Origin of the sequence: Protofrankia coriariae, from assembly GCF_001017755.1 — a bacterium.
Classification (GTDB): Bacteria; Actinomycetota; Actinomycetes; order Frankiales; family Frankiaceae; genus Protofrankia; species Protofrankia coriariae.
Map to the genome: position 1 here is coordinate 51,146 of NZ_JWIO01000034.1, position 25,380 is coordinate 76,525.

Consider the following 25,380-nt stretch of genomic DNA (forward strand, 5'->3'; position numbering starts at 1 on the left):
GCGACCGAGCCGTTCGGCGGTGCGCTGGACCACCGCGGGGACGGACCGCAGCGACGGCGGCGTGACCGCGAGAAGGAGCGCTGCCACACCGAAGACGAGCTGAAGATAGGTGGCGATGTTGTCGCCGCTTACGTACGACGGAATCAGGGTGAGGCCCGCGGCGGCCAGCAGCGCGTACCAGGGCTCACCGCCCAGACTGATGACGATCAGGGAGAAATAGAGCAACGACGTCAACGGCTGGTAGGAGTCGGCTGTCACCGTGCTGACCGCGCTGCCGGCGAGCGCGCCCGATGCCGCGGCGAGAAAGGCCGAGATGCAGAAGACCAGCACACGGGTGACGTTGGTCGACGTGCCGCTGGAGGCGAGTCCTGTCGGACTGTCGGCCAACGCCCGCAGCAGCCGGCCGAGCCGGCTGTGTACCAGTACCACGGTTATGGCCGTGACTATGACGGTGAATACCAGTACCAGATAGTAGTAGCCGCGGTCGCTTTCGAGGTCGAGCCCGCCAAGATGGGGCCGTGGCTCGGTCAGCCCGGCACCTATACTGCCGAACATGTAGTCCTGTGTGTAGAACATGTAGGCGAGGAGGATGCCGAATCCCAGCGTCGCCAGGGCGAGGTACAGTCCGGACAGCCTGATCGCCGGAATCGCGAGAATGGCGCCGATCGGCACCGCGACGAGAGCCGACAGCAGCAGCGCGAAGAACCACGGCAGTCCGTGGCCGACGGTCAGGTGCGAGAAAGCGGCCGCGCCGATCGCGGTGAAACCCACGTGGCAGAGCGACACCTGTCCCGAACTGCGTACCAGCAGGCCCAGGGAGAGGAAGAGGATCGTCGAGGTCAGAAACAGGGTCCAGTCGGTCAGGTGCAGCCCGGCAAATTCGGGAACGAGCAGGAGGAGGACCAGGAAGCCTGCTCCCCCTGCCAGCTGGAACGGGAGGGGGAAACGCCACTGCGCCGCGGACCGTGACAACGGCATGGCCCGTTCCCCGAGCCGGCTGCGAGGGGAGACCAGCAGAACGACGAACAGGACGAGGAAGGGCAGCGCGGTCGGTATTCCCGCCAGCAGACCGGTGGTGAAGTACTTCGAGCACAGAGCGCCGCCCACACCGATGAGCAGACCGCCCAGATAGGTGGCGGGAAGATTCGAGAACCTGCCGATGGCAGCCGCGCCGAAAGCCTGGACCACCAGCAGCGTCAGCGTCACCCCGTCAAGGGTGATGAGCGGTGCCAGCAGCACACCTGACAGCGCGGCGAACGAGACACCGATGACCCACGCCAACCGCCGGACGCGCACGGGGCTGGTGCCGGCGCAGTTGAGCAGGTCGACGTCGTCGACGACAGCCTGCATCGCAAGGCCCTGCCGGGTGTACCTGAAGACGAGGAAGAGCGCGAGTGTCGCCGCGGCGCCGATAATCCAGATGATGATTTTGTCCTGGGTGATGCTCGTGTTCGCCACGCGGAGGACATGCGTTCCCAGGAACGGCGGTACCTTGCGGGTCTCCGCCGTGCCGTAGACGAGCGATATCACCGCCTGCACCACGAGCAGAATGCCGACCGTGCCGGCGACCCGCACCGGCAGGGAACGATCGCTGATCATTCGGCCGACCAGCTCGAAAACAAGCCCGAGGACCGGGCCTGCGACGAGAACGCAGATCAACGCGGCCAGCGGCCAGGGTACCTCGTGCTGGACGTGCAGGGTGTAGAAAAGAAAGGCCGCGATGGTGGCGAGCGCGCCGTGCGCGAAATTGAACAGACGCGACGTCTTGTAGGTCAGCACGAGGCCCAGCCCGGCGATCCCGTAGACAGAGCCCGTGGTCAGCCCGGCGACCAGGAACGGAAGTAGGGTCGTCACTCTGGAACTCCCAAACGGTCAGAGAGCCGGGCTGGGACGGAAACCACGACAGGATGCCGGCCCAGCCCGGGGACTGGTCAGCCGAGGGTCGCAACCACGGGATCAACGACGGACGCGGGGGCGCACTCCGTCTCCAGGCCCTTCGGCCCGACGAACCTGCCGTCCTCGATGCCCAGCGTGAACCAGCACTTGATGGAGGTCGGCTTTCCCTCCACGAAGTTCAACGGGGCGGTGAAGCCGCCGAGCGTCTCGTCCCTGAGGTTGTAGAGGCCTTTCTTCACCGCGGCGGCCGTGAGATCCCCGGCGGGCGCGGCCCTGACCGCGGCCTCGAAGAGCTTTCCGCTGGCCCAGACGTCGGCCGACTGCTCGGACAGCACCGCCTCGATACCCGGCGCATACTGCTGGATGGCGTCGTGGAACTCCTGGGTCGCCGGTATGGACCTGTCATAGAAGGGCGCGACGTATCCGACGGCCCGCATTCCGTTGAGCGACGGCTCTTTCAGCCAGGTGGTCGTGACGGTGCCGTCCTGGGCCACCTCCGGGACGTTGATTCCCTGGTCCGCGCATGCCCGGTGCACGCGGACGACGGTGTCGGACGGCGCCAGCACGCTCACGGACTGGACGCCCGCCTCCTTCAGGCCCTGGCACTGCGAGGTGTAGTCGGGCGCCGAAGCCGCCACCTTCGCGTTGTAGGGAATGCTGAGGTCGAGTGCCCTGGCCAGCGTCGAGTACAGCGGCACCGCGCTGGCACACTGCGGCGCCTCCGCGCAGTAGAGCAGGCCCATCTTCGGGCCTGTCGACTTCGCTATCTGCAGCACTCCGTACAGCCCCGCGATGACGGACGGCCCGACCGGGAAGAAGGACGCGTTCGTCACGAAGGGCAGGTCCAGGGAGGTGCCGCCGATGACGGGCACGTCCGTGCCGCTGATGTAGGACGCCCAGTTCACGTCCGAGTTCGAGTGGTTTCCTATGATCGCGACGACGTGTTCCTGCTCGACGAGTTTCTTGACCTGGGACAGCGCGGTCGTCGCGTTCCCCCCGTCATCCATGACGATCAGTTTGACGCGGCGCCCGTTGATCCCGCCGTGGGCGTTCACCCACGATGCCCAGGCCTTTGCCATGTCCTGCGCCTGCGCCTGGGAGGACGCGGTGGGGCCGGTGTACGTCCCGATGTTGCCCACGACGATTTCGGGCGCTCCCGAACCGTTCGCCGTGTTGCCGCTGCCGTTGTCATCCGACGAACAGGCGGCAAGGCCTGTCACCGCAGCGATCATCGCGGCGATGGCAACGATTCCGCGCCGCCGTGCGAGGAGCCGGGGGCGCGGGCGTCCGGACAGCGACCAGGGGTGTCGGTGTGGGCGCCGGTGCTGGCTGGTGCATAAAGCCGGTGTGCTTTCCGTCTCTGTCTCACCGGACCGGATACGGATGAGCCGCTCGCCGACCGAACGCCCCCTTCTCGGCTGTTCCGGGCGTGGGGCCGCGTTCCCGGCGGGTTTTGTGTGTGCCTGGCTCTCGCGTCTTCTCGGCGACGGTTCGTAATCGTCAGTCATCTGGCATCCTCCGTTGCGCTGGCACATTGCATGATCAGATGGTTTTCGCGGGCCGGTCGGGTTCCGGGTCGTCGAGCCGGGGCGCTGCGGGTCGGGCCAGGGCGCGGGGCGGCTTGTCGGCTCCACCGGCGCGGGCAGTCGACGGCTGTGGCGTCTACGGGTTTCTGGAGATATAAACCGTTTTGTCCATGACGGCCTCTGTCGCTCTCTGGAAGAAACTGATCTCGTAGGGTTGTGTGGCCGGGAGTCCGAGCGGTCTTCCGTCCTCGGCCTTCGGGTCGCGGCGTACCCGTGGGGGGAGGTGGCTGATGGTGATGTAGATTACAAACAACTGTTCGTTCGGACACCGTAGAGGACCCCGGATGACAGGTCAATGCGGAATTTTCACGCCAACGCCAGTTCGGCCCGTCCGTCGACGTCGTCAGCCTTTCACTGACGGACCGTGACATCTTCCGCCGTGGCATCCTCATGGAAAATCGAATCCGGCCTGTCAGGCGTCACGGAGCGTGTAGGCGAACCGGCCCGCGCCGAAGCGGCGACCGTCGCCCCGGTTGTAGTGCCATCCCGCCGACAACGGTGTGACCGAGGGCCGGCGACCCGGCGGGAGTGGTAAGAACGTACTTGTCGGCGGTGTCGCCCGGGCTCGGACAGCGACCTACCCGCCGACCTACCGGCTCCCCNNCCCGCCGACCTACCGGCTCGGCAGGCAGTTGCGGGGACGGGTGCCGCGGGCGCTGGCCTGGCCACCCGTCAACGGCTGCCGCCACATGCCTGCTCGCAATCAAGGTAGCGGAGAAGATCAAGACATAACCTTGATAAGGATACGAAGCAGACGTGAAGCGGAGCATCGGTGACTGATTCGACCATCATCTACACGCACACTGACGAGGCCCCGGCCCTGGCGACGTACTCGCTCCTGCCCGTGGTCCAGGCGTACGCCCGCACGGCCGGTGTCAGCGTCGAAAGCCGTGACATCTCCCTGGCCGGGCGGATCATCGCCAGCTTCCCCGAACGTCTCACCGCGGACCAGCGCATCGACGACGCGCTCGCCGAGCTCGGTGAGCTGGCCCGCCGCCCCGAGGCGAACATCATCAAGCTGCCGAACATCTCGGCGTCGATCCCGCAGCTGAAGGCGGCCGTCGCCGAGCTGCAGCAGAAGGGCTACGCCCTGCCGGACTACCCGGACGACCCGCGCACCGACGAGGAGCGGGAGGTCCGCACCCGGTACGACAAGATCAAGGGTAGTGCCGTCAACCCGGTGCTGCGCGAGGGCAACTCCGACCGGCGTGCCCCCGCGTCGGTGAAGAGCTACGCCAGGACGCACCCGCACCGGATGGGCGCGTGGAGCCCCGAGTCGAAGACGAACGTCGCCACCCTGGACGCCGACGACTTCCGCGCCACCGAGAAGTCGGCGGTCATCGCCACGGACGGCTCGCTGCGCATCGAACTGGCCGGCGCCGACGGGAGCACCACCGTGCTGCGCGCCACCCTGCCGGTGCTCGCCGGCGAGGTCGTGGACGCCGCCGTGCTGCGGGTGGCCGCGCTGCGGGAGTTCCTCACCGCGCAGATCGCCCGGGCCAGGGCCGAGGGTGTGCTGTTCTCGGTGCACCTGAAGGCCACGATGATGAAGGTCTCCGACCCGATCATCTTCGGCCACGTGGTGCGGGCGTTCTTCCCGAAGACCTTCGCCACCTACGGTGAGCCGCTGGCCGCGGCGGGCCTGAGCCCCAACGACGGGCTCGGCGCCATCCTGAGGGGCCTGGACGCGCTGCCCGACGGCGCGGCGATCAGGGCGTCCTTCGAGGCCGAGCTGGCCGACGGCCCCGCGCTGGCCGCGGTCGACTCCGACCGCGGCATCACCAACCTGCACGTGCCCAGCGACGTCATCGTCGACGCCTCCATGCCGGCGATGATCCGCAACTCCGGCCACATGTGGGGCCCGGACGGCCAGGAGGCGGACACCCTCGCCGTCCTGCCCGACAGCAGCTACGCCGGCATCTACCAGGTCGTCATCGACGACTGCCGCGCGCACGGCGCCTTCGACCCGACGACGATGGGCTCGGTGCCCAACGTCGGCCTGATGGCGCAGGCGGCTGAGGAGTACGGCAGCCACGACAAGACCTTCGAGATCCCCACCGCGGGCACGGTGCGCCTTGTCGACGAGGCCGGCACCGTGGTGCTTCAGCAGCCGGTTGCCGCTGGCGACATCTTCCGCGCCTGCCAGACCAAGGACGCGCCGATCAGGGACTGGGTGAAGCTCGCCGTCACCCGCGCCCGGGCCACCGGCGACCCGGCGGTGTTCTGGCTCGACCCCGGCCGCGCGCACGACGCGACGCTGATCGAGAAGGTCAGAGCGTACCTGCCCGAGCACGACACCGAGGGTCTCCAGATCGAGATCAGGTCGCCGGTCGAGGCGATCGCGTTCTCCCTGGAGCGGATCCGCCGCGGCGAGAACACGATCTCGGTCACCGGCAACGTGCTGCGCGACTACCTCACCGACCTGTTCCCGATCCTGGAGCTCGGCACCAGCGCCAAGATGCTCTCGGTCGTCCCGTTGATCAACGGTGGCGGCCTGTTCGAGACCGGCGCCGGTGGGTCCGCGCCCAAACACGTCCAGCAGCTGCTCAAGGAGAACTACCTGCGCTGGGACAGCCTGGGCGAGTTCCTCGCGCTGGCGGTCAGCTTCGAGCACTTCGCGCAGACGACGGGCAACACGCGCGCCAAGGTGCTCGCCGACACCCTCGACCGGGCGACCGCCACCTTCCTCAACGAGGACAGGTCGCCCAGCCGGCGCCTCGGCGGCATCGACAACCGTGGCAGCCACTTCTACCTGGCCCTCTACTGGGCGCAGGAGTTGGCCGCGCAGACCGACGACACGCAGCTCGCGGACGCGTTCGCCGGCCTCGCCAAGACGCTCACCGCGCAGGAGCGGACCATCGTCGACGAGCTGGTCGGGGTCCAGGGCTCGCCGGTCGACATCGGCGGCTACTACCAGCCGGACCCGGCCAGGGCCGCGGCGGTCCTGCGCCCTTCGACGACCTTCAACGAGGCCCTGGCGATCCTCGGCTGACGGGATCCGCCTCCCGCCGGGCCGGCGGNCCTCCCGCCGGGCCGGCGGTTTCCTTTCCAGTCCAGGCCACCGCCGGCCCGGGGGAGAGCGCTGTCCCAGCCCGGACGCGAGGCCGCCGGTTACGACTGGTCGCCCGGGCGGGCAGTCGTCCGTGCCGGGGGACAGCCGGCCGTCCGCTCCACTTCGGAGCAGGCGCGGTTCCGTTGGAAGCGGATCGACCCGCGGTTCGTCATCCCGGGTGCGGGGGCTGTGTCCCGGACGGGCCTGGCCGCGCCCGGGACAGCCTTGTCAGTTCCTGCCGCTAGCTGTCGGTGACTGCTGGTACTTCTTGGTAGCTGTCGGTGGCCGCACGCGGTTCGGGAGCTCTACCGTGTGAGGCGGTGGCCGATAGCAGGGGCAGGCGCGGGGCGGCCTGCAGCAGCGCGTTGGTGTAAGGATGTTGCGGGTTGTCGAACACGGCCGTGGTGAGCCCCTCCTCCACGACCTCGCCGTTGTTCATGATCAGTAGGCGGTCGCTGATCTGCTCCACGACGGTGAGGTCGTGGGTGATGAACAGCAGGGCGATGCCCAGGCGCTGCTGCAGCTCGGACAGCAGGTCCAACACCTGGGCCTGCACCGACACGTCCAGCGCGGAGACCGGCTCGTCACAGATCAGTACCTCGGGTTGCGGGGCGATCGCCCGGGCGATCGCCACCCGTTGCCGTTGCCCGCCGGAGAGCTGGTGCGGACGGCGGTGGGCGAAGTGCGCGTCGAGCCCGACCGTGGCCAGCAGTTCGGTGATCTGGGCCCGGCGGCGGGCGCCGCGCTGGCCGGGCAGTGCCTCGGCGATGATGCGCCCGACGGTGTGGCGGGGGTCGAACGCCGCCTGCGGATCCTGCTGGATCAGCTGGATGTGCTGCCGCTGCACCCGCCTGGCACGTTCCGGCGTGCCCGACCAGGGCTGCCCGCGCAGGAGGATCCGCCCCTCGTCGGGTTCGGTCAGGCCCATCACCATCCGTGCCAGCGTGCTCTTGCCGGAGCCGGACTCGCCAACCAGGCCCACCGTCTCGCCCGCCCGCAGAGTCAGTGACACCCCGGCCACGGCACGGCGTTCGCCGAAGTTCTTGGTCACCGCGTCGACGTCGAGCAGGGTCTGCCCGCCGGTGTGGGGCGGGCGNGGGGCGGGCGCTGCGCGCGCCGGCCACGGGCGATGTCCAGCAGCGACCTGGTGTAGGGATGCTCGGGGCTGCCCACGATGCGCTCGGTGGGCCCGGTCTCGACGATGCGGCCGTCGAGCATCACCGCGATCCGGTCGGCCAGCCTCGCGACCACCGCCAGGTCATGGCTGATCAGCAGCAGGCCCCGGCCCTGCTCCTTGATCTCTTCGAGCAGCTGCAGGATCTGGTGCTGCACGATCACGTCCAGCGCCGTGGTCGGCTCGTCCGCGATGACCAGATCGGGCCGTGTCGCCACGGCGGAGGCGATCAGGGCGCGCTGGCGCAGCCCGCCGGAGAGCTGGTGGGGGTACTGCTGGCTGCGCAGCTCCGGCTCTGGGACGCCGACCTCGGCGAGCACCTCCAGGACGCGCCGGTGCCGCTCGGTACGGGTACTGTCCCGCTGGTGCAGCCGGATGGACTCGGCCACCTCGTCCTCGATCCGGCGCAGCGGATCCAGGGACACCAGCGCGTCCTGCAGCACCATGCCGACCGACTTGCCGCGCAGCCGCTGCCAGTCACGCTGGGAGAAGCTCCTGACGTCGGCGCCGCCGACGCGCAGGGTGCGCGCCCGGACCCGGGCGCGTTCGCCGGCCAGGCCGAGCAGCGTCCGGGCGGTGACGCTCTTGCCCGAGCCGGACTCCCCGACCAGTGCCAGGCACTCACCGTCCTCGATGGTGAACGAGATGTCGCGTACCACGGGGGGCTCGTGGCCGAAGGAGACCTCCAGCCCGGCAACCTCGACCAGGGTCACCGCGGGCCCCCTGCCTGCCGGTTGGTCCTCAGCGGGCTCCCCGCCCGCCGGCCGCTCACCGCAGGCTCCTTGCCTGCAGGCTGCGGCCGAGCGTGGTGGAGACGAGGACGACCACGACGATGGCCAGCCCCGGGAACACCGCGATCCACCAGGCGTTCGCCAGATAGGTCTGTCCCTCGGCGAGCATCACGCCCCATTCCGGAGTCGGTGGCAGCGGGCCGAGGCCGAGCAGGCTCAGCCCTGCCGCCGCGGCGATGGCGCTCCCGGTCCCCAGCGAGGCGAGCACCACGACCGGCCCGCCCACGTTGGGCAGCACGTGGCGCAGCACATACCGCCACGCGGGTACGCCCAGGATCTTCGCCGCCTCGACGTATTCGGCTTTTGTCACGGCGAGTGCCTGCCCGCGCACGAGACGGCCGTAGTACGGCACGGCGGCCACCCCGATCGCCACCGCGATCTGCGTCGAGCCCGTCCCGATGAGCGCGATGACCAGCAGCGCCAGCAGCACCTCGGGGAACGCCATCCAGACGTCGGTCAACCGCATGATCAGCGCGTCGGCCAGCCGGCTGCCGGCCGCCNGCCAGCCGGCTGCCGGCCGCCGCGGTCAGGCCGACCAGCGAGCCCGCCACGACCGCGATCGCGGTGGCCACCAGGCCGGTGGTCACCGAGTACCGGGCGCCGTAGACCAGCCGCGAGAAGACGTCCCGTCCGAGCTGGTCGGTGCCGAGGTAGTGCGTCGAGCTCGGCGGGGAGAAGGTGTGCTGCACGTCGTTGGTGTCCGGCGCGTAGGGCGCGAAGACGCCGGGGAACAGCAGCAACGCGACGATCAGGGCCACGGCCAGCGTGCTGATCGCGAGCAGTATGTGCGAGCCGCGGGTGGCCCGCCACCGGGGCCGGGCCGTGTCGAAGGCCGCTGTCGTCGCGCTCATGCCCGGCTCGTTTCCCGCAGCCGCGCGTCGATCACCGGGTAGAGCGTGTCGGCCAGGGTGTTGGCCACGACGAAGATGAGTGCGGCCAGGATCACCACGGCCGACACCACCGGCGTGTCGCGGTGCTGCACGGCGTTCACCAGCACGGTGCCGAGACCGGGCCGGGAGAAGACCTTCTCCACCAGCACGGCGCCGCCGACGAGCGTGCCGAGCACCCAGGCGGACATCGTCGTGGCCGGCAGCAGCGCGTGCCGCAGGGTGTGCCGCAGCAGCAGGCCGAGCCGGCTCTGGCCGCGGGCACGGGCACTGAGCACGAACGGTCTGCCCTCGACCAGCTCAAGCTCCTGGCGCATCACCTGCGCGAGGACACCGGAGAGCGGGATCGCCAGCGCCAGCGTGGGCAGCACCAGGCCGGAGATGCCATGGGAGCCGAAGGCGGGGAACCAGCGCAGGTTGAACGAGAAGAGCGACAGCAGCAGGATGCCGAGCCAGAACGGCGGGACCGCCACCGCGAGCACCTCGAACACCGACGTGCCCGTCCGTACGATCCGGCCCCGGCCCGCCGTGATGACGGTGGCGATGAGCGCGAGCAGCAGGCCGACCAGGGCCGCGCTCAGCGCCAGCTGAAGGGTCGGCAGGATCTGGCTGCCAAGCAGCCTGGTCACCGGCTGGCTGCGCTGGTAGGAGCGGCCGAAGTCGCCGGTGGCCAGCGATGCCAGGCGGTCGAGGTACTGCACCGGCAGCGGTCGGTCGAGCCCGTACTCCGCGGCGACCCGCTCGCGCAGGCCCGGGAGGTTCGCCGCCTGCGGGCCGAGGATCGCGTCCACCTGGTCGCCGGCCGCGCTCACCGCGAAGAAGGTCACCGTCACCGCGCCCCACAGGACCAGGATCCCGGTGAGGAGCCGACGTAGCAGGAACCGGGGCAACGAAGCGTACACGTGTCAGCTCACCGGGTCAGCGGCCGGGGAAGCCGCCCAGAGGGCAGGAGAGTCCCTGCGAGTGCGCATGGATGAGAGCTCCGATTTTCTTGATCACATTTTTTGGTCGGCTGGGACGGCACACCCGTCACGCCGTGCTCCTGGCCGGTGGAGCCGCCGCGTCCACCGGTCAGGGGGTTCGCTCGCTCAGCGGCTCACCGGCGCCGGACACAGCCCGACGGCCACGGCCAGCCGCCGGACGGACTCCCGGCGATCCTCCGGGCTGTGGATATTGGAGATGGCCATCACTTCGTCCACCCCGCTCGCCTCGACGAGTTCGGCGAGCCGGCCGGCGACCCGGTCGATGCCGCCCACCACGTCCCCCCGGAGGTCCACCTTGTCGCGGGCGACGAGCTGGGCGTCGGTGAGCCGGCTGGTGCGGGCCAGCGCCTGCTCGACGGACTCGAGCGGGCGCGGGTCGCCGCTGAGGTAGTCGAGCACGGCGAGCCGTTCGGGGGCGGCCAGTGCCTCCCCGTGCTCGTCGTCCTCCCCGACCCAGATCCGGGTGGCCAGGATCGCCAGCGGCCGGTCGCCCTCCGCCACCGGGGTGAACAGCACGCGATAGCGGCGCAGCGCCTGGACGGCCACGTCCGGATCCTGGTTGACGCAGAGGAACGCGTAGCTCAGCCCGGCGCGCGCCGCGAGCTCGGCGCTGTTGACGCTGGAGCCGAGCAGGAACACCGCCGGCAACGGCACACCGGCCGGTGACGCGACGAGCTCCCGGTACGGGTCGTCCGGGTCCAGCGGCACCCGGCCGCCGACGCCGAGCAGCTGCCGCAGATGCTCGCCGAACTTCTCGAGCGCGTCGGGGGTGCGCAGCAGCGCGTCGCGGGTGGGGTCGTCACCGGTGCCGGTGGAGCGGCCCAGACCCAGGTCGATCCGGCCCGGATGCAGCGCCTCGAGGGTCCGGAACTGCTCCGCGACGTGCAGCGGCGTGTGATTGGGCAGCATGATGCCGCCGGAGCCCACCCGCAGCCGGCTGGTGCGGTCCGCGATGTGGCCGATGAGGATCTCCGGGGCGGCGAAGGCCATGTTGCGTACCCCGTGGTGCTCGGCCACCCAGAACCTCGTGTAACCGAGCTCCTCGGCCAGCTGGGCGAGCTCGACCGAGTGGCCGATGGTCCGCGCCGGGCTGGTCTGCGCGGAGACCGGGCCCTGGTCGACGAGGGAGAGGGCGACCATCACAGGGCCTTCGCCAGCGGCCGGCGGGTGGCGACGTCCGGTATCGGCAGCCCGTAGTGCTCGCGCAGCGTCCTGCCCCGGTACTCCGAGCGGAACAGGCCGCGGCGGCGCAGGACCGGCACGACGTGGTCCACGAAGGCCGGCAGGCCGTCGAAGGTGACGTCCGGCATGAGAGTGAAGCCGTCCACGACGCCGGAGGTGAACCAGGTCTGGATCAGGTCGGCGATCTGCTCGGGGTCGCCCACGGCCACGACGTGGCCGCCACCGCCACCGCGCCGGATGATGTCCCGTACCGTCTGCCCCTCCAGGGCGCGGTGTGCGGCCGGGCGGGCGTGGCCGCGGATGGCGTGCAGCCTGCCCCGCAGGGCGGGTGGCACCGGCCGGTCNGGTGGCACCGGCCGGTCCAGCTCCAGATCGTCGGGGTTCAGCCCGAGCTGCGCGGCCAGCCCGCGCACCGCGCCGCGGGTGCCGGACAGCTCGTCGAGGGCCTGGCGTCGTTCGAGGGCTTCCCGCTCGGTGCCGCCGACCGAGGTGACCAGCCCGGGCAGGAAGCGCACCGCGTCCGCCGGACGGCCGAAGGCCACCGCCCGGGACCGCACGACGTCCAGCTCGGCGCGGGCCGTGTCGATATCGACCACGGCCGTGAACATCGCCTCGCCGGTGCGCGCGGTCAGCGTGCGCACGTCGTCGGAGACGCCCGCGTGGTACAGCACCGGGTAGCCCTGCTCGGACGGCGGGAGGCTCAGCGGCCCCCGCACGCTGAAGAACTCACTGTGGTGGTCGATCGGCCGGATCCTCGACATGTCGGCGTAGAGCCCGGATGCCACGTCGGCGACCAGCGCGTCCGGCGCCCAGCTGCGCCACAGGTCGAGCACGATCGCGACGAACTCCTCGGCCTTGGCGTAGCGGGCGCGGCTGCTCGGCTCGTCCGCTACGAAGTTGCCGGCGACGCGGGGGCCCGAGGTGGTCACCGCGTTCCAGCCGGCCCGGCCGTGGCTGATCAGGTCCAGCGCCCGGAACCGGCGGGCGATGTTGAACGGCTCGTTGAACGTGGTCGAGGCGGTGCCGACCAGCCCGATCCGTTCGGTGACCACCGCCATCGCGGTCAGGATCAGTGTCGGCTCGAGGCCGTTGAGCTGCGGATAGTCATCAATGTCGGCGTGCAGGCCCGGGACGTCCGCCAGGAAGATGGAGTCGAGCCGCCCACGCTCGGCCACCTGCGCCACCTCGAGGTAGCCCTCGATGCGGGAGAACGCCAGCGGGTCCGCGCCCGGCCATCGCCACGCCCCCGGATGGTGCCCGGCTGCCACCGGGTGAACGCTGAGGTGCAGTTCGCGTCCACCCAGATCTGACGACATTCGCTCCTCCGTCTCTTCCGGGACACGCCGCAGGCCCCGGAGGGATACTGGCATCCGGTTCTAAAGCGATCCTTGAGTCAGGCCGGTCAGGCCTGTGGATACTCACGCTCGGTATCAGCATGAACGGCCACCGGCCGGCCGGCCAGGCATTCCCGTTCCCGGACGGCGGTGCCGACCAGGTCGGGCAGTTCGTCGTCGACCAGCGTCGGCCGGCGTCCGGGCCCCGCCCAGCAGATCTTCGATCGCGTGGACGGAGCCCGGGACGAGGGCTACGCGAGGGCTAGCTCACCCAGACGTCCGACAGCGTCGGCAGGTTCCCCGCTCCCAGCGCAAAGCCCTGCACCCGCTCCTGCACGCCGTAGGTGCGCTTCGACACGAAGGTCGGCAGCACGTACGCCTCGGCGAGGACCTTGTGCTGCACCTTGCCGTACAGCACGTTCTGGCCCGCCACGTCGCGCGTGCGCAGCGCCTCGTCCAACCAGCCGTCGACCTCCGGGTCGTTGACCCTGGCGGCGTTCGCCCCGCCGACGCCCGGCAACTGGCTGGAGTAGAACAGCGTGCGCAGTATCGAGCCGTCGATCGCCGACGGCGAGCCGGATCCCAGGTGGTAGTCGCCCGTGGCAAACGCCTGCACGATCGACGGAGTGTCCAGCGGGCGCAGGACGACCTCGAAACCGACCTGCTTGACCGCGTCCTTCAACGCTGTGTGGTAGTTCCGCTGCTCCTCGCTGGTGAAGGAGGCGGCGAAGGCCAGCGTCACACTCAGTCGCTCTCCGTTGCGGGTCCGATAGCCATCGCCGTCGGTCGTGGTGAAGCCGGCCTTCTCCAGCAGGCTGATCGCGCGGTTCTTGTCGTAGCCCCAGATCCCCTCCACGGACTTGTCGTAGCCCGGGGTGGAGGAGGTCAGGACGGACCGGCTGTTGGAGTAGGTGCCCTGGAAGAGGCCCTGTGTGATCGCCTCGGCGTTGACGGCGGACTGGAACGCGATACGCACATCCCGTTCGGTGAACGGTGCCTTGGTGACGTTCAGTGAATAGGTGAACGGCGATCCGACGCTCTCGCGGCTGACCAGCTTGATGCCCGGCTGGCCGCGCAACTGCGCGAGCCTGGTGGCGGGGATCTGGTCGGCCACGTCGAGCTGCCCCGAGGTCAGCGCGCCGACCCGGGCGGCGTCGTCGGCGAGGAACTGCACGACGTACTGGTCGAGGTAAGCCTCCCCGGGGTGCCCCGCCGAGGCCGGCGCCCAACGGTAGCCCGGGCGGCGGGTGAACACGGCGTTCTGCCCCGAGGTGAGCGACGAGGACACGAACGGTCCGGTGCCCACCAGGAACTTGCCGCCCGAGGCGATGTCGGCGGGATTGGCACGCAGCACGGCGGGCGAGTGGAAGCTCAGATACGTGCTGCTCAGCACGCCGAGCAGCGGTGAATAGGGTGACTTCAGGTGCACGACCGCAGTGAAGTCGCCGGTGACCTCGGTCCGGTCGTAGGGACCGAGCAGGGTCTTGGAGTTCCTGGACTGCGTCGCCGGATCCACGATGTGGTCGAAGTTGGCCTTCACCGCCTCGGCGTTGAACGGGGTCCCGTCGTGGAAGGTGACGTCGTCGCGCAGCTGGAACGTGTACCGCAGGCCGTCGTCGGAGATCTCCCAGGATTTCGCCAGCCACGGCTCGAAGGNGCCACGGCTCGAAGGTGCCGTCCGTCTTCTGGTGCACCAGCGAGTCGTACACGGCGCGCAGGATCAACGACGACAGCGTGGAGACCGAGACGTGCAGGTCCCAGCTGTCGGGCTCGGCGGTGGTGGCGAAAGTGATGCTGCCGCCGCTCTTCGGCGTCCCGCCGGTCTCGCTCGGCGAGGAGTCCTCCCCGCAGGCCACCAGGCCTGAGCCCAGGCCGAACAGGGCCACTGAGCCCACCGAAAGGGTGAGAAAACTCCTGCGGGAATGCATAAGGACTCCGTTTCGTCAGTTATTCGTCGACAAAATATGTGGAAGTTCTTCCGGAGCGTGCGTTCGCGGGGAGCGCGGTGCCCGGAAATCCTGTGTCCGGCAATGCCGGGCCCGGAAGTCCAGGCGGCGGTCCGGTGGCTTTGTGGGTATGGCCCGGTCGGTGCCGGGCGGAGTTTCTCGACACGGTGGGTGTGGGCCACCGGCGCGGATTCTCGTGGTCCTCGCCAGGCAGCGGGAGGCGAGTTCTACCTCGCCCGCACCCCGCCTGTGCCGCCGGCCGTCAGGAGCTCACCCGGCCGTGCGACGACCCGCTCCCTGACAATGCTTCATGCCGCTCGGGCATCCGTTCAATGTCGCCAACAACATCCGGCCGGACGCGCACGCCCGGCCGTGCGGACGACGTCGGGACAACTCCCGGTGCGGGAGGGTCGGGAGGACCGGGCGGACCCGGAGGGCCGAGAGGGCCGAGAGGGCCGAGATGACGCGGTGGATCCGTGCCGGATCACCGGTCATGCTCCCCGGTGGTGACCGGTGGTCACCGGCTGTGCGCCAAGACGCGGTTCCCGGGCGCTGTTCTCAGCCGTATGCCCATGCGGCCCCACCGACACAATCGCGCTCCCTCACGCTTCCACCAGCCAAGAGGCTCGGACGGAATGGATTGTGACAGCAGAGCTCTAAAGCGAACCTTGGATCGAAACAGGATCATTCGGGGCGATCCGTCCGGCACTGTCCGTGACGGTAGCGTTCAGCAACAGGTCCAGCATCCGGGTGCTGCCGTCCCGATCGGCGGGCGAGCACTCCCGCACCCAGGCCGCGGCGCTGATGATTTCGAACAGATCATCGGCGGTGAAGTCCGGCCGTACCCGCCCGGCGGCCTGCGCCGCGTGCAGCAGCGCGGCGCCGCACCGGTACATGTCGATGCACGAGCCGGACAGGGCGCCCTTGCCGTGCCGGCTGCGCGTCAGCAGCCCCATCAGCCCACGGAACGTGCTGCAGTACCGCACCGCCTGCATCGTCCAGCCCCGCAGGGCGGACAGCGGCTCGTCGGTCACGGCCACCTCGTCGGCGAACGCGATCAGAGCGTCGAGGCCGTCCCTGGTCGCGGCCTCGATCAACGACTCCCGGGTGGGGAAGTGCCCGTACAGGGTGCCGATGGCGACCCCTGCCCGGGCGGCGATCTCTTCCAGGGGTGCCGCGGAGCCCCTGGTTTCGAAGGCCTCGCGCGCCGTCCGCAGGATCGCGTCGTGGTTGCGCCGGGCGTCCGCCCGGCGAGCCCTGCTGGCGGAAGCGGGCTGCTCCTCCAGGAGCTGCTCCCCGACAGGCTGCTCGCTCACAGGCTCTTCCCCCACAGGCTCTTCCCTCACGGGCTGCTCCCTCATCGGAGACCTCCTGCTTGACAGGTCGAGGCCAGCTCATATTATCAACCCGAACTCGTAAGGTGAGCCACCCTCAAAATAATCTCCGTCGCTCTAGGAGGCATCGTGAGCACCGAAACCGGTTCCAGCACGACCACGACGGGTGGTGGTCCGCCCAGGGCGTGGGGGCTCGTGCTCGCCGCGATCGTCGGTGCCGAGTACCTGCTGCAGCTGGACGGCACGATCGTGAACGTGGCGTTGCCGGAGATCCAGGCCCGCTTCGACGCCAGCATCACCACCGGCTCCTGGATCCTCAACGGGTTCTACCTTGCCTTCGGCGCGCTGCTCCTCGTCACCGGACGGCTCGGTGACGTGTTCGGTTACCGCCGGGTGTTCCTCTTCGGCATCGGCCTGGTGGCCGTCGCCTCGCTGGTCGCCGGTCTCGCCCAGAACATCGAGGTGCTGCTCGTCGGCCGGGTGCTGCAGGGAGCCGGGGCAGCGCTGGCCGGCCCCAGCGCGCTGGCGCTGCTGACCATCCTGTCCGAGGGGGAGCGCAGACAGCGGGCGTTCGGCCTCTACTCCACCGTCACCGCGCTCGGCTCGGCTTCCGGCATGGTGTTCGGCGGGCTGCTGACCTCGGCCGGCAGCTGGCGATGGAGCATCCTGGTGAACGTCCCGATAGCCGCACTGATCTTTGTCGTCGCCCTGCGCGTACTCGGGACCCGGGACGCCGCCCGCAGCCAGCGTTCGCTGGGTATCCCCAGCGCGGCCCTGGCGACCGGGGCACTGACCGCCGGTGTGTACGGCCTGGTCCACGCTGCCGACGCGGGCTGGCAGGACGCGGGGACGATCGTCCCGCTGGTGGCCGCCGTCGTGCTGTTCACACTCCTGCCGGTGGTGGACTCCCGTTCCCCCGAGCCGCTGCTACCGGGCCGGATCTTCGCCCACCGGGACCGGCTCGGCGGCTTTCTCAACCTCACGCTGCTGGCCTCGGTGCTGGGCAGTTTCCTGTTCTTCCTGGCCCAGTACCTGCATGCCGTGCTCGATCTGAGCCCGGTGCGAACCGGCCTCGCACTGCTGCCCTTCGCCATCGCGATCCTGTTCAGCGCCTCACTGATCACCAAGTGGGCCAGCTCGATCAGCCTCAAGGCCCGGGGTGTGGCGGGGCTCGCGGTGGTCACGCTCGGCGTGGCCTGGCTCAGCCGGGTGGACGATGGCGCCGGCTACGCCTCCTCGGTACTGCCACAGATCATCATCATTGGGATCGGCGTCGGCCTGGCCATCGTCCCGTTCAACGTCGTCATCCTCTCCAGCGCTGACCCGCAGGACACCGGTATCACCGCCGGGATCGTGCAGGTGGCCATCACCGTCGGCGGCCTGATCGGCATCGGTGTGTTCCTGCTGCCGTTCACCCATGGCGCCGGCAGCGAGGTGGAGCACTTCGCCCGGGTCTTCACCTGGCTCACCGTGCCGGCGATCATCGGCATCCTGGTATCCCTGGGGCTCTGGTTCGGCCCCGGCCGCGGCAAGGCTCCAGCGGCCGTTGACGCGGCCCAGGCCACCCCGGCCCAGGCCACCCCGGCGACCGCCGACACGGCCAGCTAGACCGGATGACCGGCCCCGGCCGCACGGGAAGCGGTCGGGGCCGGTCAGCATGACCGTCACCTCGGTCGCCCGGCACCATGCCTACCGGAGCACCATGTGTGCCTGTCGGCGGAGCAGCATGCGTGCCGGGCGGGAACGGCCGTCCGGTCGGTACGACGCCCTGACCCGGTCAGATCGGATGGTCCGGGCATCCGGTGCCCTGGATGAAGGCCTTCCTGGGAAGCTTCTCGGGGAGATTGTCACTGTGGCCGCCAGGACCAGGTGCCCCTTCTCCGGGGGAGCACCGCCGGCGGCTGGTCGGATACCGCGGCAGGCTCTCGGCACTCAGGCCGGCCTGCGTCCTCGCAGGCCGGCCTGAGTGCCGTCATCGCTGTCTGTGAGTACCGGTACAGCGTGGCAGCGACGGTCTGCCACACTCCGGTCTGTTGTTGCCCCGGGTCTGTTGTTGCCCCCGGTCTCAGGTGTGCTGGACGGCGCTCGGCTCGCCGCTTTCGTCCTCACTGCTGGTCCTGGGCGCCACGATGTTTCCGGCGTACCCCGGGCTCGCGGTGGCGGTGGCGGTGGCGGTGGCCCTGCCGGTGCCGCGGCGGCGGCCTCTTGCCAGCCTGGTTACTGGCATTTCCACCAGCGTGTACAGCAGCCAGGCGGCCAGCAGAGTGAGCGGCAGAGCTATGAGCAGGACGACCGCCAGCTCCACGATCACGGGTTCGGACCAGTTCGGGCCCAGCCGTTCGCGCAGCGGGTTGAGCACCAGGTAATGCACCATGTAAAAGGCATAGGAGAGTTCACCCAGCCGGACCCAGACGCGACCGCGGATCACCGATCGGGCGGACGTGACGTCGGACACCGCCGCGCTGGCGATCAGCGGTGCCACGAAAATCGATGCCAGCCCGCTGACTCCCCAGAGATAAGGCAGATTGAGCGCTGTCACGTAGCCGAGGATGGCGAAGGCAGCGGCGGGCAGCACGCCCAGCCGGATCCAGCGGCCCGCGATGACCAGGCGTGCCAGGAAAATGCCCATCAGGAAGTCAAGAAAACGCACCGGAGGTGCGAAGTACACGAACCACAGCTGGTTGAACGACATGCTCTCGAAACCTGGGTAGGGCAGTCGGGGCTGATCGGTGACGACGAACTGTCCGATGAGGACAGCCCCCAGGATCAGCGCTCCGACTGTCCCGACCGCGGCCCACAGGAATCGTTCGGGGACGCGCTTGGCCGGCCCGATGACCAGCGGGAACAGCAGATAGAAGAGCAGTTCCGCGGAGAGCGACCAGCTGATCGAGTTGCCCGAGGTGACAAGGCCGAACTCCGGCCGCCAGTCCTGGAGCAGCAGGATGTTCCAGGGAAGCCAGTGCCCCAGGGCCGCCGCGGTGGTACCCCCGACCGTCACGCCGAGCGGAATGGCCAGGGCGAGGGTGACCAGATGATTGGGAAAGAGTTTCGCGAGCCGTCGGCGTACGAACGCAGACCTTGAGGGCCTGGAACTGTGCACCCAGTTCCAGGCCAGTACAAACCCGCTGAGAATGAAGAAGAAGTTCAGTACGTAGCCGCCACGGCCGAATATCGAGTGCAGGGCATCACCAAGACCGCCGGTGACGAAACGGAGCTCAAAGAAGGCGTGTCCGCTGAAGACGAGTATCGCAGCGAAAACGCGGAGCGAGGTGAGCGTCGGCAGCGTCTCCAGTGACGTCCGAGATTTTTCGGATGATAATGTGGCAGTCATCGTATCCTCTTGTGTGGATCAAGTTTGGAATAGTGCTTCCCTGAGAGCGGCCGGCACTGTTTCGGTGATCCGCTGGCGTAGCCCGGGCCCGATGTCGCCGGCAAGGCCGTGCGTGACGCCTGGAAAGTGATGCAGTTCGACCGGAACGCCGGCCTGGATCAGGCGGAAAGCGAACTGCAGGGCTTCGTCGCGGACCGCGTCGAGCTCGGCGACCGCGATGAAGGTGGGCGGCAGGCCGGTGAGGTCGGCTGCCCGGGCCGGAGCGGCGATCGCCGGCACATTGTCCGCGACATCGCGCAGATAGGCGTCCCAGCATTCCCGTGCCAGCCGTGAACCGAGGTACTCAGGCCCCCACTGCTTGAGCATGGAGGAGGTCTCCGCCCGATCGTCCAGTGAGGGTGAGACCATGTGCAACAGGCGGATCGCGGGGCCGCCCTGGTCGCGTGCCGCGAGAGCCACCCCGGTGGCCAGCGTCCCGCCCGCGCTTACTCCGGTCAGCGCGATCCGAGTGGGATCAATGCCGAGTTCGGCTGATTCGGCGACCATCCAGCGCAGGGCGGCGAAGCAGTCGTCGAACGCGGCGGGAAACGGATGCTCGGGCGCGAGACGGTAACCTACCGAAATCACGACCGAGTTCAGCCTGACGGCCAGCGGTGCGACCAGGAAATGCACCATGTCAATGCTGCCGATCGCCCAGCCACCGCCATGGATGTAGAGCACCGCAGGCAACGCGGACGTCTGGTTGCGGGGCCCGTAGCGGCGGACCCGCACCCGCAGCCCCGACACCGGATCGTGTGCTTCCAGGTTTTGCATGTCCAGTGCCTCGGTGCCGGGAAGCGGGTCCGGTTCCGCCAGCGGTAGGCGGCTTAGCGCGCCTCTGTTGGCGAGCAGTTCGGCTAGTGTGCTCTCCACCGGCTCAACCGAGGCGCGTGTCATTGGCTCTCCTTCTCCGTTGGTGTTCCGTTGATGCCGGAACGGCTTGGTCGAGACCGTGTCCACCATCCAGGCCGAGGGCGTACTCGGTCAGGTGGTCGCAGGCGTTGCCAGCCAGAAAGGACGCGGGCGAGGCGAGCTCACTGGTCTGTCCGATCCGATCCGGCGGGATCCTGGAAGCCACCTGTTTGTGCAGCCGCTCCGACTGTGTGAACGCGGTACCTATGCTGGCGCCGAAGAATCCCGGCGCAATCGCGTTGACCAGGATACCGTCGGTCGCCCGGTCCACCGCCAGCGCCCTGGCGAGACCTTCGATGTCGGCTTCGACGCAGCGTAGACGCTCGGCCCGTGGCATGGCGCGCGAGCCACGCCGGAGGAGATGAATGCCACTCTTCCACGGCTGCTCACGGCCAGCCGCTCGTATACCGCTCGTGCGGTCAGGAAAATACCGGTGAGGTTCACCTCCACCACTTCCTGCCGGATGTCCACCGGCAGGTGCTGTGCCCGATGAGTGGCCGGTGCGATCCCGGCATCGGTGTCAATTCGGCCGAACAGGTTGGCGATCCGCTTGGACGTGGGTCAGCCCTTCCCGGCCACCGACTCGGAGTGCTTCGGCACGATGATGGTCGAGATCGCTGCCCATGCCGTCACCAGCGAACCGGCAGCTCTGCCACCGTCCGGACCATGGTGTCGCTCACGCTCGGTGTCTGCGTCGGGTCGAGCGCCAGTGTCAGTCCCGGCAGCCGGGTGGTCAGGGTGGACAGCGCCACCTCCAGCTCGAGGCGTGCCACTCCCGCGCCGAGGCAGAAATGCGGGCCGTGGCCGAAGGACAGGTGGTCACGGGCGGCGATGGGATCGCGGTCGAGGATGAACTCGTACGGCTCACCGAACACGGCGGAGTCCACGTTGGCCCCGGAGAGGCTGGCCAGCACCGCCTGCCCGCGCCTGACCTGGCCCAAGGGGAGCTCCACGTCCTCGGTGGCGACCCGCAGCAGCGCCGTCTCGATCGGCGGGTTCACCCGCAGGATCTCCTCCACGACCGAGGGGATCAGCTCCGGTTCGGCGATCAGTCGTTCGTAGCGGCGGCGGTCGCGCAGCAGCGTCAGCACACCTCGGGAGATCGCGGACGCGGTGGTCTCGTGGCCGGCGACGATCATCGCCAGCACCATGCGGATGAGCTCCGGCTCGGTGAGCCTGTCCGCGCCGTCGCGGGCCGCGATCAACGAGTCGATGAGGTCGTTGCCCGGCTCCGCCCGGCGCCGCGCCAGCAGGTCCTGGACGTAGGCGATGAACTCCGCGCCGGAGGCGGCGAAGGTCGCCGTCGTCCAGGTGCGGAACCGCTTCTGGTCCTCACCGGTGATGCCGATGATCTCGCAGATCACCCGGATCGGGAACTGGAAGGCGAAGTTGGCCACGAAGTCCGTGGGCTGCTCGCTGGCGAGCAGATCGTCCACGAGCTCGTCGGCGATCCGTTGCGCGGTGGAACGCCAGCCGTTCACCCGGCGCACGGTGAACGAGCCGGACACGAGCCGACGGACCAGATGGTGCCGATCCGGTGGCATGTTCGCCAGAAAGTCCGGGTCGGCTGTGGTGGCGTCCTCGCCAGGGAAGAACGTCGGCGCGCCCGCGTAGGCAAGCTGCCGGCTGAACCGGGGGTCGGAGAGGATCGTCTTGGCATCCGCGTGGGTGACGCCGAGCAGCGCTGTCTGCCCGCTCGGCATCGTCACCTCGGCGAGTTCCTTGGACTGCAGCCAGGCGACCAGTTCCGGCGCCGGACTGCCGTCGATGCCCGGCTCAAGGGGCAGGGAGGGGCGTTCCCCAGCGGTGGTCATGAGGCTTCCTCCAGTGTCGTCTGAGAACTATGGCAGCAGGCTCTGCGGGATCCGGGGGATGGCGCGCGAGGGTGTCACTGCGCTGTTTCGGCGACAGCTTCCGGGACAGCCACGCCCGGTCCCTGCCGCTGTGCCGGGACCTTGTCGGACCGTGACGGCCGGGGGTTGCTCCACCGGCGTACCAGGGGACGTTCGACCAGGCTGTAGAGCAGCCAGGACACCAGCAGCGCGGGAAGCAGAAGCAGCAGGGAGATCAGGAAGGACGTGGTGGCGGAGTGGCCGGAGCCGAAGCCGACGCTCTCCTGCAGGAAGTACAGCGTGGGGTAGTGCACGATGTAGAGGGCGAAGGAGACCTCTCCCAGCCACGTCCAGACGCGGTTGTCGAAGATCGTGCCACGGCCGGACCGGTCCGCGGTCGCCACGGCCGCGATCACCAGCGCGGTGGGCAGCGCCGTGGGCGCGACCGCCGTGAGCGCGGTCACCGGCAGGAGCAGTTGGAGTACCAGGGCGGCGGCCAGCAGCAGTGTCGCGGCCGGCACCCCGAGCCTGATCCACCGGCCGGTGAGCACGATCCGGGCGGTGACGATGCCGAGGGCGAACTCCAGCAGGCGCGACGGCGGGAACGGGTAGACCAGCCAGTTCTGCCAGAGCGACATGTGCATCCCTGGCAGCTGCGGCTGCCCCGGCAGCGCGGTATGAGAGATCACGGCCAGCGTCAGGGTCCCCAGCGCGAAACCGCCGAACCACCACCACAGCCGTTCCGGCCTGATGCGGGAAATCCCGAGGTACAGGGCGGGAAAAGCGAGATAGAAGATTAGCTCCACACTCAGCGACCAGCTCGGCACGTTGATACCGCGCATGATCAGAATATCGGCGAACCAGGCGTTGGCCAGGAACAGGCTGGGCACCACCTGCCCAGTGGTGATCGACGCGCCGGCCCACAGAGTGACCAGCAGTGCGAGCGTCCAGGCGACCAGATGGTTGGGGACAATCTTGACCAGCCGGCGGCGCAGGAAGCGCAGGCTGGTGTCCTGCGCCCGGGCGGACACGGTGAGTACGAACCCGCTGAGCACGAAGAAGAAGCCGACTCCGGCGAACCCGAAGGTGATGGGCCAGTTCTGGGACTCGACGGGCGACCCGTTCAGCGTCACCGTGAGATAGGCGTGGCCGATGAAGACGGCAAATGCCGCGATGAATCGGAGGCCGGTCAGCGAAGGTAACCGCGTGTTGGTGGCAGTGGTCTCCGTAGCGAGCGCCATGGGTAGCTCGTTTCTGTTGTGGACCGGCGCGCGGTCTGTTGGGATCACAGACAGCCTGTGGGGATGATCGAGAATTTGCGGCCGGCGAGTCTCAGCCGGCGAGCTCGATCGCCTGGGCGGGGCAGAGCTGCTGGGCCTCCCACACCTTTGCGCTCAGCTCCGCGTCCGGTTCGGGATCGAGTAACGAAACCAGGCCCTCGTCCTCGTCGTGTTCAAACACCTCCGGGGCGGTGAGCACGCAGAGCCCGGCGCCGATGCACCGGTCCCGATGAGTACTGATCCGAACGGTCCGGCTCATCCGGTCCTCGGTTCCCGACCTGCCCGGCCCGTCACCTCGGTGGGGCTGGCCGGGACCGGCAGGTGGTACGGACAGCTTCGGCGCTCCGGGAACAGGAACGCGTCGGCCAGATCGATGGACAACGTGGCCTCCACGGATAGAAGATCAGCCAGGCTGGGGAAAGACGGGTAGGACAGACCCGGCAGCAGGTTGGACCCAGCAGACAGTTAAAGGTGTGGCGGTGCGGCACGCAATGGTGCCAATGCCGGATCCGTCCTTCTCTTAACAGGCGCTTTAGCGGCACACTGGCGTGTGGACATGGGTGCGGGCGGGCTTCAGCGCGGGGCAAGGACCGCGTCAGCCGGTGACTTCAGAATCAGCGGGTCCGACATTTTTGCGGCGCGGAAGGCGAGCGGGCGGGAATTTACATTCCGGGCCCGGTGAACTGTTCGGCGCCGAATGGACGGTCCCGACGGACCGTCAAATGTAAGGGCCACCGGGCGCTCCCTCCCACACGGCCCGGGATGGGTGGGAGCGGGCGGGGGCCGCGCACACCGGCGCCCGCAAATCGGGCCGGCGTCGGCCGGGGAGCTTGTGCCCGGACAAATCCGTGTGATCGGGGAGAGGTTGGTAGTGGTCCGATGGTTGGGAACACGACTGGGAATACGGAGAGGTGGCTCCGGCAGTTTCACCCGGGGCCGCCGGACGGGCCGTTGCTGGTCTGTTTTCCGCACGCGGGCGGCGCGGCGAGCTTCTACCTCCCGATGGCCAGGGCGCTGTCGGCGACCACACGGGTGCGGGCCGTGCAGTACCCGGGGCGTCAGGACCGCCGGTCGGAGCCGCCGCTGACGACCATCGTGGCCCTCGCGGACGCCCTTGCCGAGGTGCTGGACGCGTTCACCGGCCAACAGGTGGCGTTCTTCGGCCACAGCATGGGGGCGATCATCGCGTTCGAGGTGATCCGGCGGCTGGAGACTGCGGGCCGCCCGGGCCCGCGGGTGCTGTTCGCCTCCGGCCGCCGCGCGCCGTCGGTACGTCGCGGGGACCGCGTCCACCTGCTCGACGACGCCGGGTTCCTCCGCGAGATCCGCGCCCTCGGCGGCACCGACCCGCGTGTCCTCGACGACCCGGAGATGCTGGCGCTGGTGCTGCCGCCCGCCCGGGCCGACTACCGGGCGATCGAGACCTACGTGGGCCCGCCCGACGCGACGGTGCGCACCCCCGTGACCGTGCTCGTCGGCGACACGGACCCGCACGCCACGGCGGCCGACGCCCAGCGGTGGCGCGACCACACCAGCGGGGACTTCGACGTGCGGGTGTTCCCCGGCGGGCACTTCTACCTTGTCGACCAGCAGCCGGCGGTGACCGCGACGATCGTCGCCGTGCTGCGGGACGGGCCGGGGGCGGGCCAGCGGCCGGCGACCGGCCCGGCGCCGCGGCTGCCCGGCCCGCGGCCGTCGGACAGCGGCAGCCTGACCCGGTCACTGCGCACGGGGAGTACGGGCCGGCCCGAGAACGGCCCCGAAAAGAAATGAAAGAGCCTGAAAAGAAAAACTTCCTCGTGTCCCGCGTCAAGATCTTGG

General features: G+C 69.3%; 19 protein-coding genes and 1 pseudogene (1 of these 20 running past the window's edge). 3 read left to right on the forward strand and 17 right to left on the reverse strand.

Annotated features, from left to right (window positions below):
- Together FrCorBMG51_RS18475 and FrCorBMG51_RS18480 are read right to left on the reverse strand one after the other, a co-directional pair.
- On the reverse strand, positions 1-1,854 hold the 5' portion of the coding sequence (locus FrCorBMG51_RS18475; RefSeq protein WP_047224303.1) for a branched-chain amino acid ABC transporter permease/ATP-binding protein. Its footprint begins 918 nt before the window's first position; only the first 1,854 of its 2,772 coding nucleotides appear in the window; it begins with the start codon at positions 1,852-1,854; its stop codon lies beyond the left edge, outside the window.
- Between the two features lie 77 nt (positions 1,855-1,931).
- On the reverse strand, positions 1,932-3,128 hold the full coding sequence (locus FrCorBMG51_RS18480; protein WP_047224304.1) for an ABC transporter substrate-binding protein: 1,197 nt from the start codon (positions 3,126-3,128) through the stop codon (positions 1,932-1,934).
- 1,126 nt (positions 3,129-4,254) lie between these two features.
- Here FrCorBMG51_RS18480 and FrCorBMG51_RS18485 point away from each other — a divergent pair.
- Positions 4,255-6,474, forward strand: coding sequence for an NADP-dependent isocitrate dehydrogenase (locus FrCorBMG51_RS18485; RefSeq protein ID WP_047224305.1), 2,220 nt, complete (start codon positions 4,255-4,257; stop codon positions 6,472-6,474).
- A 301-nt stretch (positions 6,475-6,775) separates the two neighbouring features.
- On the opposite strand, the gene FrCorBMG51_RS34995 is transcribed toward FrCorBMG51_RS18485, so the two are convergent.
- The 8 genes from FrCorBMG51_RS34995 to FrCorBMG51_RS18520 form a co-directional block, all read right to left on the reverse strand.
- Positions 6,776-7,585: an ABC transporter ATP-binding protein gene (locus FrCorBMG51_RS34995; RefSeq protein WP_200902498.1), complete on the reverse strand. Its 810-nt coding sequence runs from the start codon at positions 7,583-7,585 to the stop codon at positions 6,776-6,778.
- The gene (locus FrCorBMG51_RS35000) at positions 7,582-8,421 is read right to left on the reverse strand and encodes an ATP-binding cassette domain-containing protein (RefSeq protein ID WP_200902499.1); all 840 of its coding nucleotides are present in this window, start codon (positions 8,419-8,421) and stop codon (positions 7,582-7,584) included. The genes FrCorBMG51_RS34995 and FrCorBMG51_RS35000 overlap by 4 nt, the downstream gene beginning before the upstream one ends.
- A 55-nt stretch (positions 8,422-8,476) precedes the next feature.
- Positions 8,477-8,965, reverse strand: coding sequence for an ABC transporter permease (locus FrCorBMG51_RS31690; RefSeq protein WP_235433706.1), 489 nt, complete (start codon positions 8,963-8,965; stop codon positions 8,477-8,479).
- A 381-nt stretch (positions 8,966-9,346) separates the two neighbouring features.
- A complete protein-coding gene (locus tag FrCorBMG51_RS18500) occupies positions 9,347-10,288 on the reverse strand; it encodes an ABC transporter permease (protein WP_047224306.1) in 942 nt (313 codons plus the stop codon).
- A gap of 186 nt (positions 10,289-10,474) precedes the next feature.
- Positions 10,475-11,509, reverse strand: coding sequence for an LLM class flavin-dependent oxidoreductase (locus FrCorBMG51_RS18505; protein ID WP_047224307.1), 1,035 nt, complete (start codon positions 11,507-11,509; stop codon positions 10,475-10,477).
- A complete protein-coding gene (locus FrCorBMG51_RS18510; protein ID WP_476742202.1) occupies positions 11,509-12,921 on the reverse strand; it encodes an NtaA/DmoA family FMN-dependent monooxygenase in 1,413 nt (470 codons plus the stop codon). The genes FrCorBMG51_RS18505 and FrCorBMG51_RS18510 overlap by 1 nt, the downstream gene beginning before the upstream one ends.
- A gap of 226 nt (positions 12,922-13,147) precedes the next feature.
- Positions 13,148-14,527, reverse strand: a complete 1,380-nt coding sequence (locus tag FrCorBMG51_RS18515; protein ID WP_086055553.1) for an ABC transporter substrate-binding protein — start codon at positions 14,525-14,527, stop codon at positions 13,148-13,150.
- A gap of 960 nt (positions 14,528-15,487) precedes the next feature.
- Entirely contained in the window at positions 15,488-16,147 is a 660-nt protein-coding gene (locus FrCorBMG51_RS18520; protein ID WP_235433707.1) for a TetR/AcrR family transcriptional regulator, read from the reverse strand.
- Between the two features lie 147 nt (positions 16,148-16,294).
- Here FrCorBMG51_RS18520 and FrCorBMG51_RS18525 point away from each other — a divergent pair, with 147 nt between their 5' ends.
- Complete coding sequence (locus FrCorBMG51_RS18525; RefSeq protein WP_047224309.1) at positions 16,295-17,773, forward strand: MFS transporter; 1,479 nt, start codon at positions 16,295-16,297, stop codon at positions 17,771-17,773.
- A 457-nt stretch (positions 17,774-18,230) separates the two neighbouring features.
- Here the strand turns inward: FrCorBMG51_RS18525 and FrCorBMG51_RS18530 are convergent, their stop codons facing one another.
- The 7 genes and pseudogenes from FrCorBMG51_RS18530 to FrCorBMG51_RS18555 form a co-directional block, all read right to left on the reverse strand.
- Positions 18,231-19,496 (reverse strand): acyltransferase family protein, encoded by a 1,266-nt coding sequence (locus FrCorBMG51_RS18530; protein ID WP_052914824.1) that lies wholly within the window; start codon positions 19,494-19,496, stop codon positions 18,231-18,233.
- An 18-nt stretch (positions 19,497-19,514) separates the two neighbouring features.
- On the reverse strand, positions 19,515-20,432 hold the full coding sequence (locus FrCorBMG51_RS18535) for an alpha/beta hydrolase (protein ID WP_047224310.1): 918 nt from the start codon (positions 20,430-20,432) through the stop codon (positions 19,515-19,517).
- Positions 20,413-20,784 carry an SDR family oxidoreductase gene (locus FrCorBMG51_RS18540; protein ID WP_052914825.1) on the reverse strand — a complete coding sequence of 124 codons (372 nt, stop codon included), beginning with the start codon at positions 20,782-20,784 and terminating at the stop codon, positions 20,413-20,415. Before FrCorBMG51_RS18540 ends, FrCorBMG51_RS18535 begins: the two co-directional genes overlap by 20 nt.
- Positions 20,785-20,810: 26 nt before the next feature.
- Positions 20,811-20,993: pseudogene (locus FrCorBMG51_RS34040) on the reverse strand (hypothetical protein); the annotation flags it as partial.
- Between the two features lie 83 nt (positions 20,994-21,076).
- Positions 21,077-22,261 carry a cytochrome P450 gene (locus tag FrCorBMG51_RS18545; RefSeq protein ID WP_052914826.1) on the reverse strand — a complete coding sequence of 395 codons (1,185 nt, stop codon included), beginning with the start codon at positions 22,259-22,261 and terminating at the stop codon, positions 21,077-21,079.
- 74 nt (positions 22,262-22,335) lie between these two features.
- A complete protein-coding gene (locus tag FrCorBMG51_RS18550; protein WP_047224311.1) occupies positions 22,336-23,520 on the reverse strand; it encodes an acyltransferase family protein in 1,185 nt (394 codons plus the stop codon).
- Positions 23,521-23,611: 91 nt separating this feature from the next.
- Positions 23,612-23,818, reverse strand: coding sequence for a ferredoxin (locus tag FrCorBMG51_RS18555; RefSeq protein WP_047224312.1), 207 nt, complete (start codon positions 23,816-23,818; stop codon positions 23,612-23,614).
- Positions 23,819-24,510: 692 nt separating this feature from the next.
- Between FrCorBMG51_RS18555 and FrCorBMG51_RS18560 the strand changes: the two genes are divergently transcribed.
- Positions 24,511-25,332 (forward strand): thioesterase II family protein, encoded by an 822-nt coding sequence (locus FrCorBMG51_RS18560; RefSeq protein ID WP_338052764.1) that lies wholly within the window; start codon positions 24,511-24,513, stop codon positions 25,330-25,332.
- The last annotated feature ends 48 nt before the right edge of the window (positions 25,333-25,380 follow it).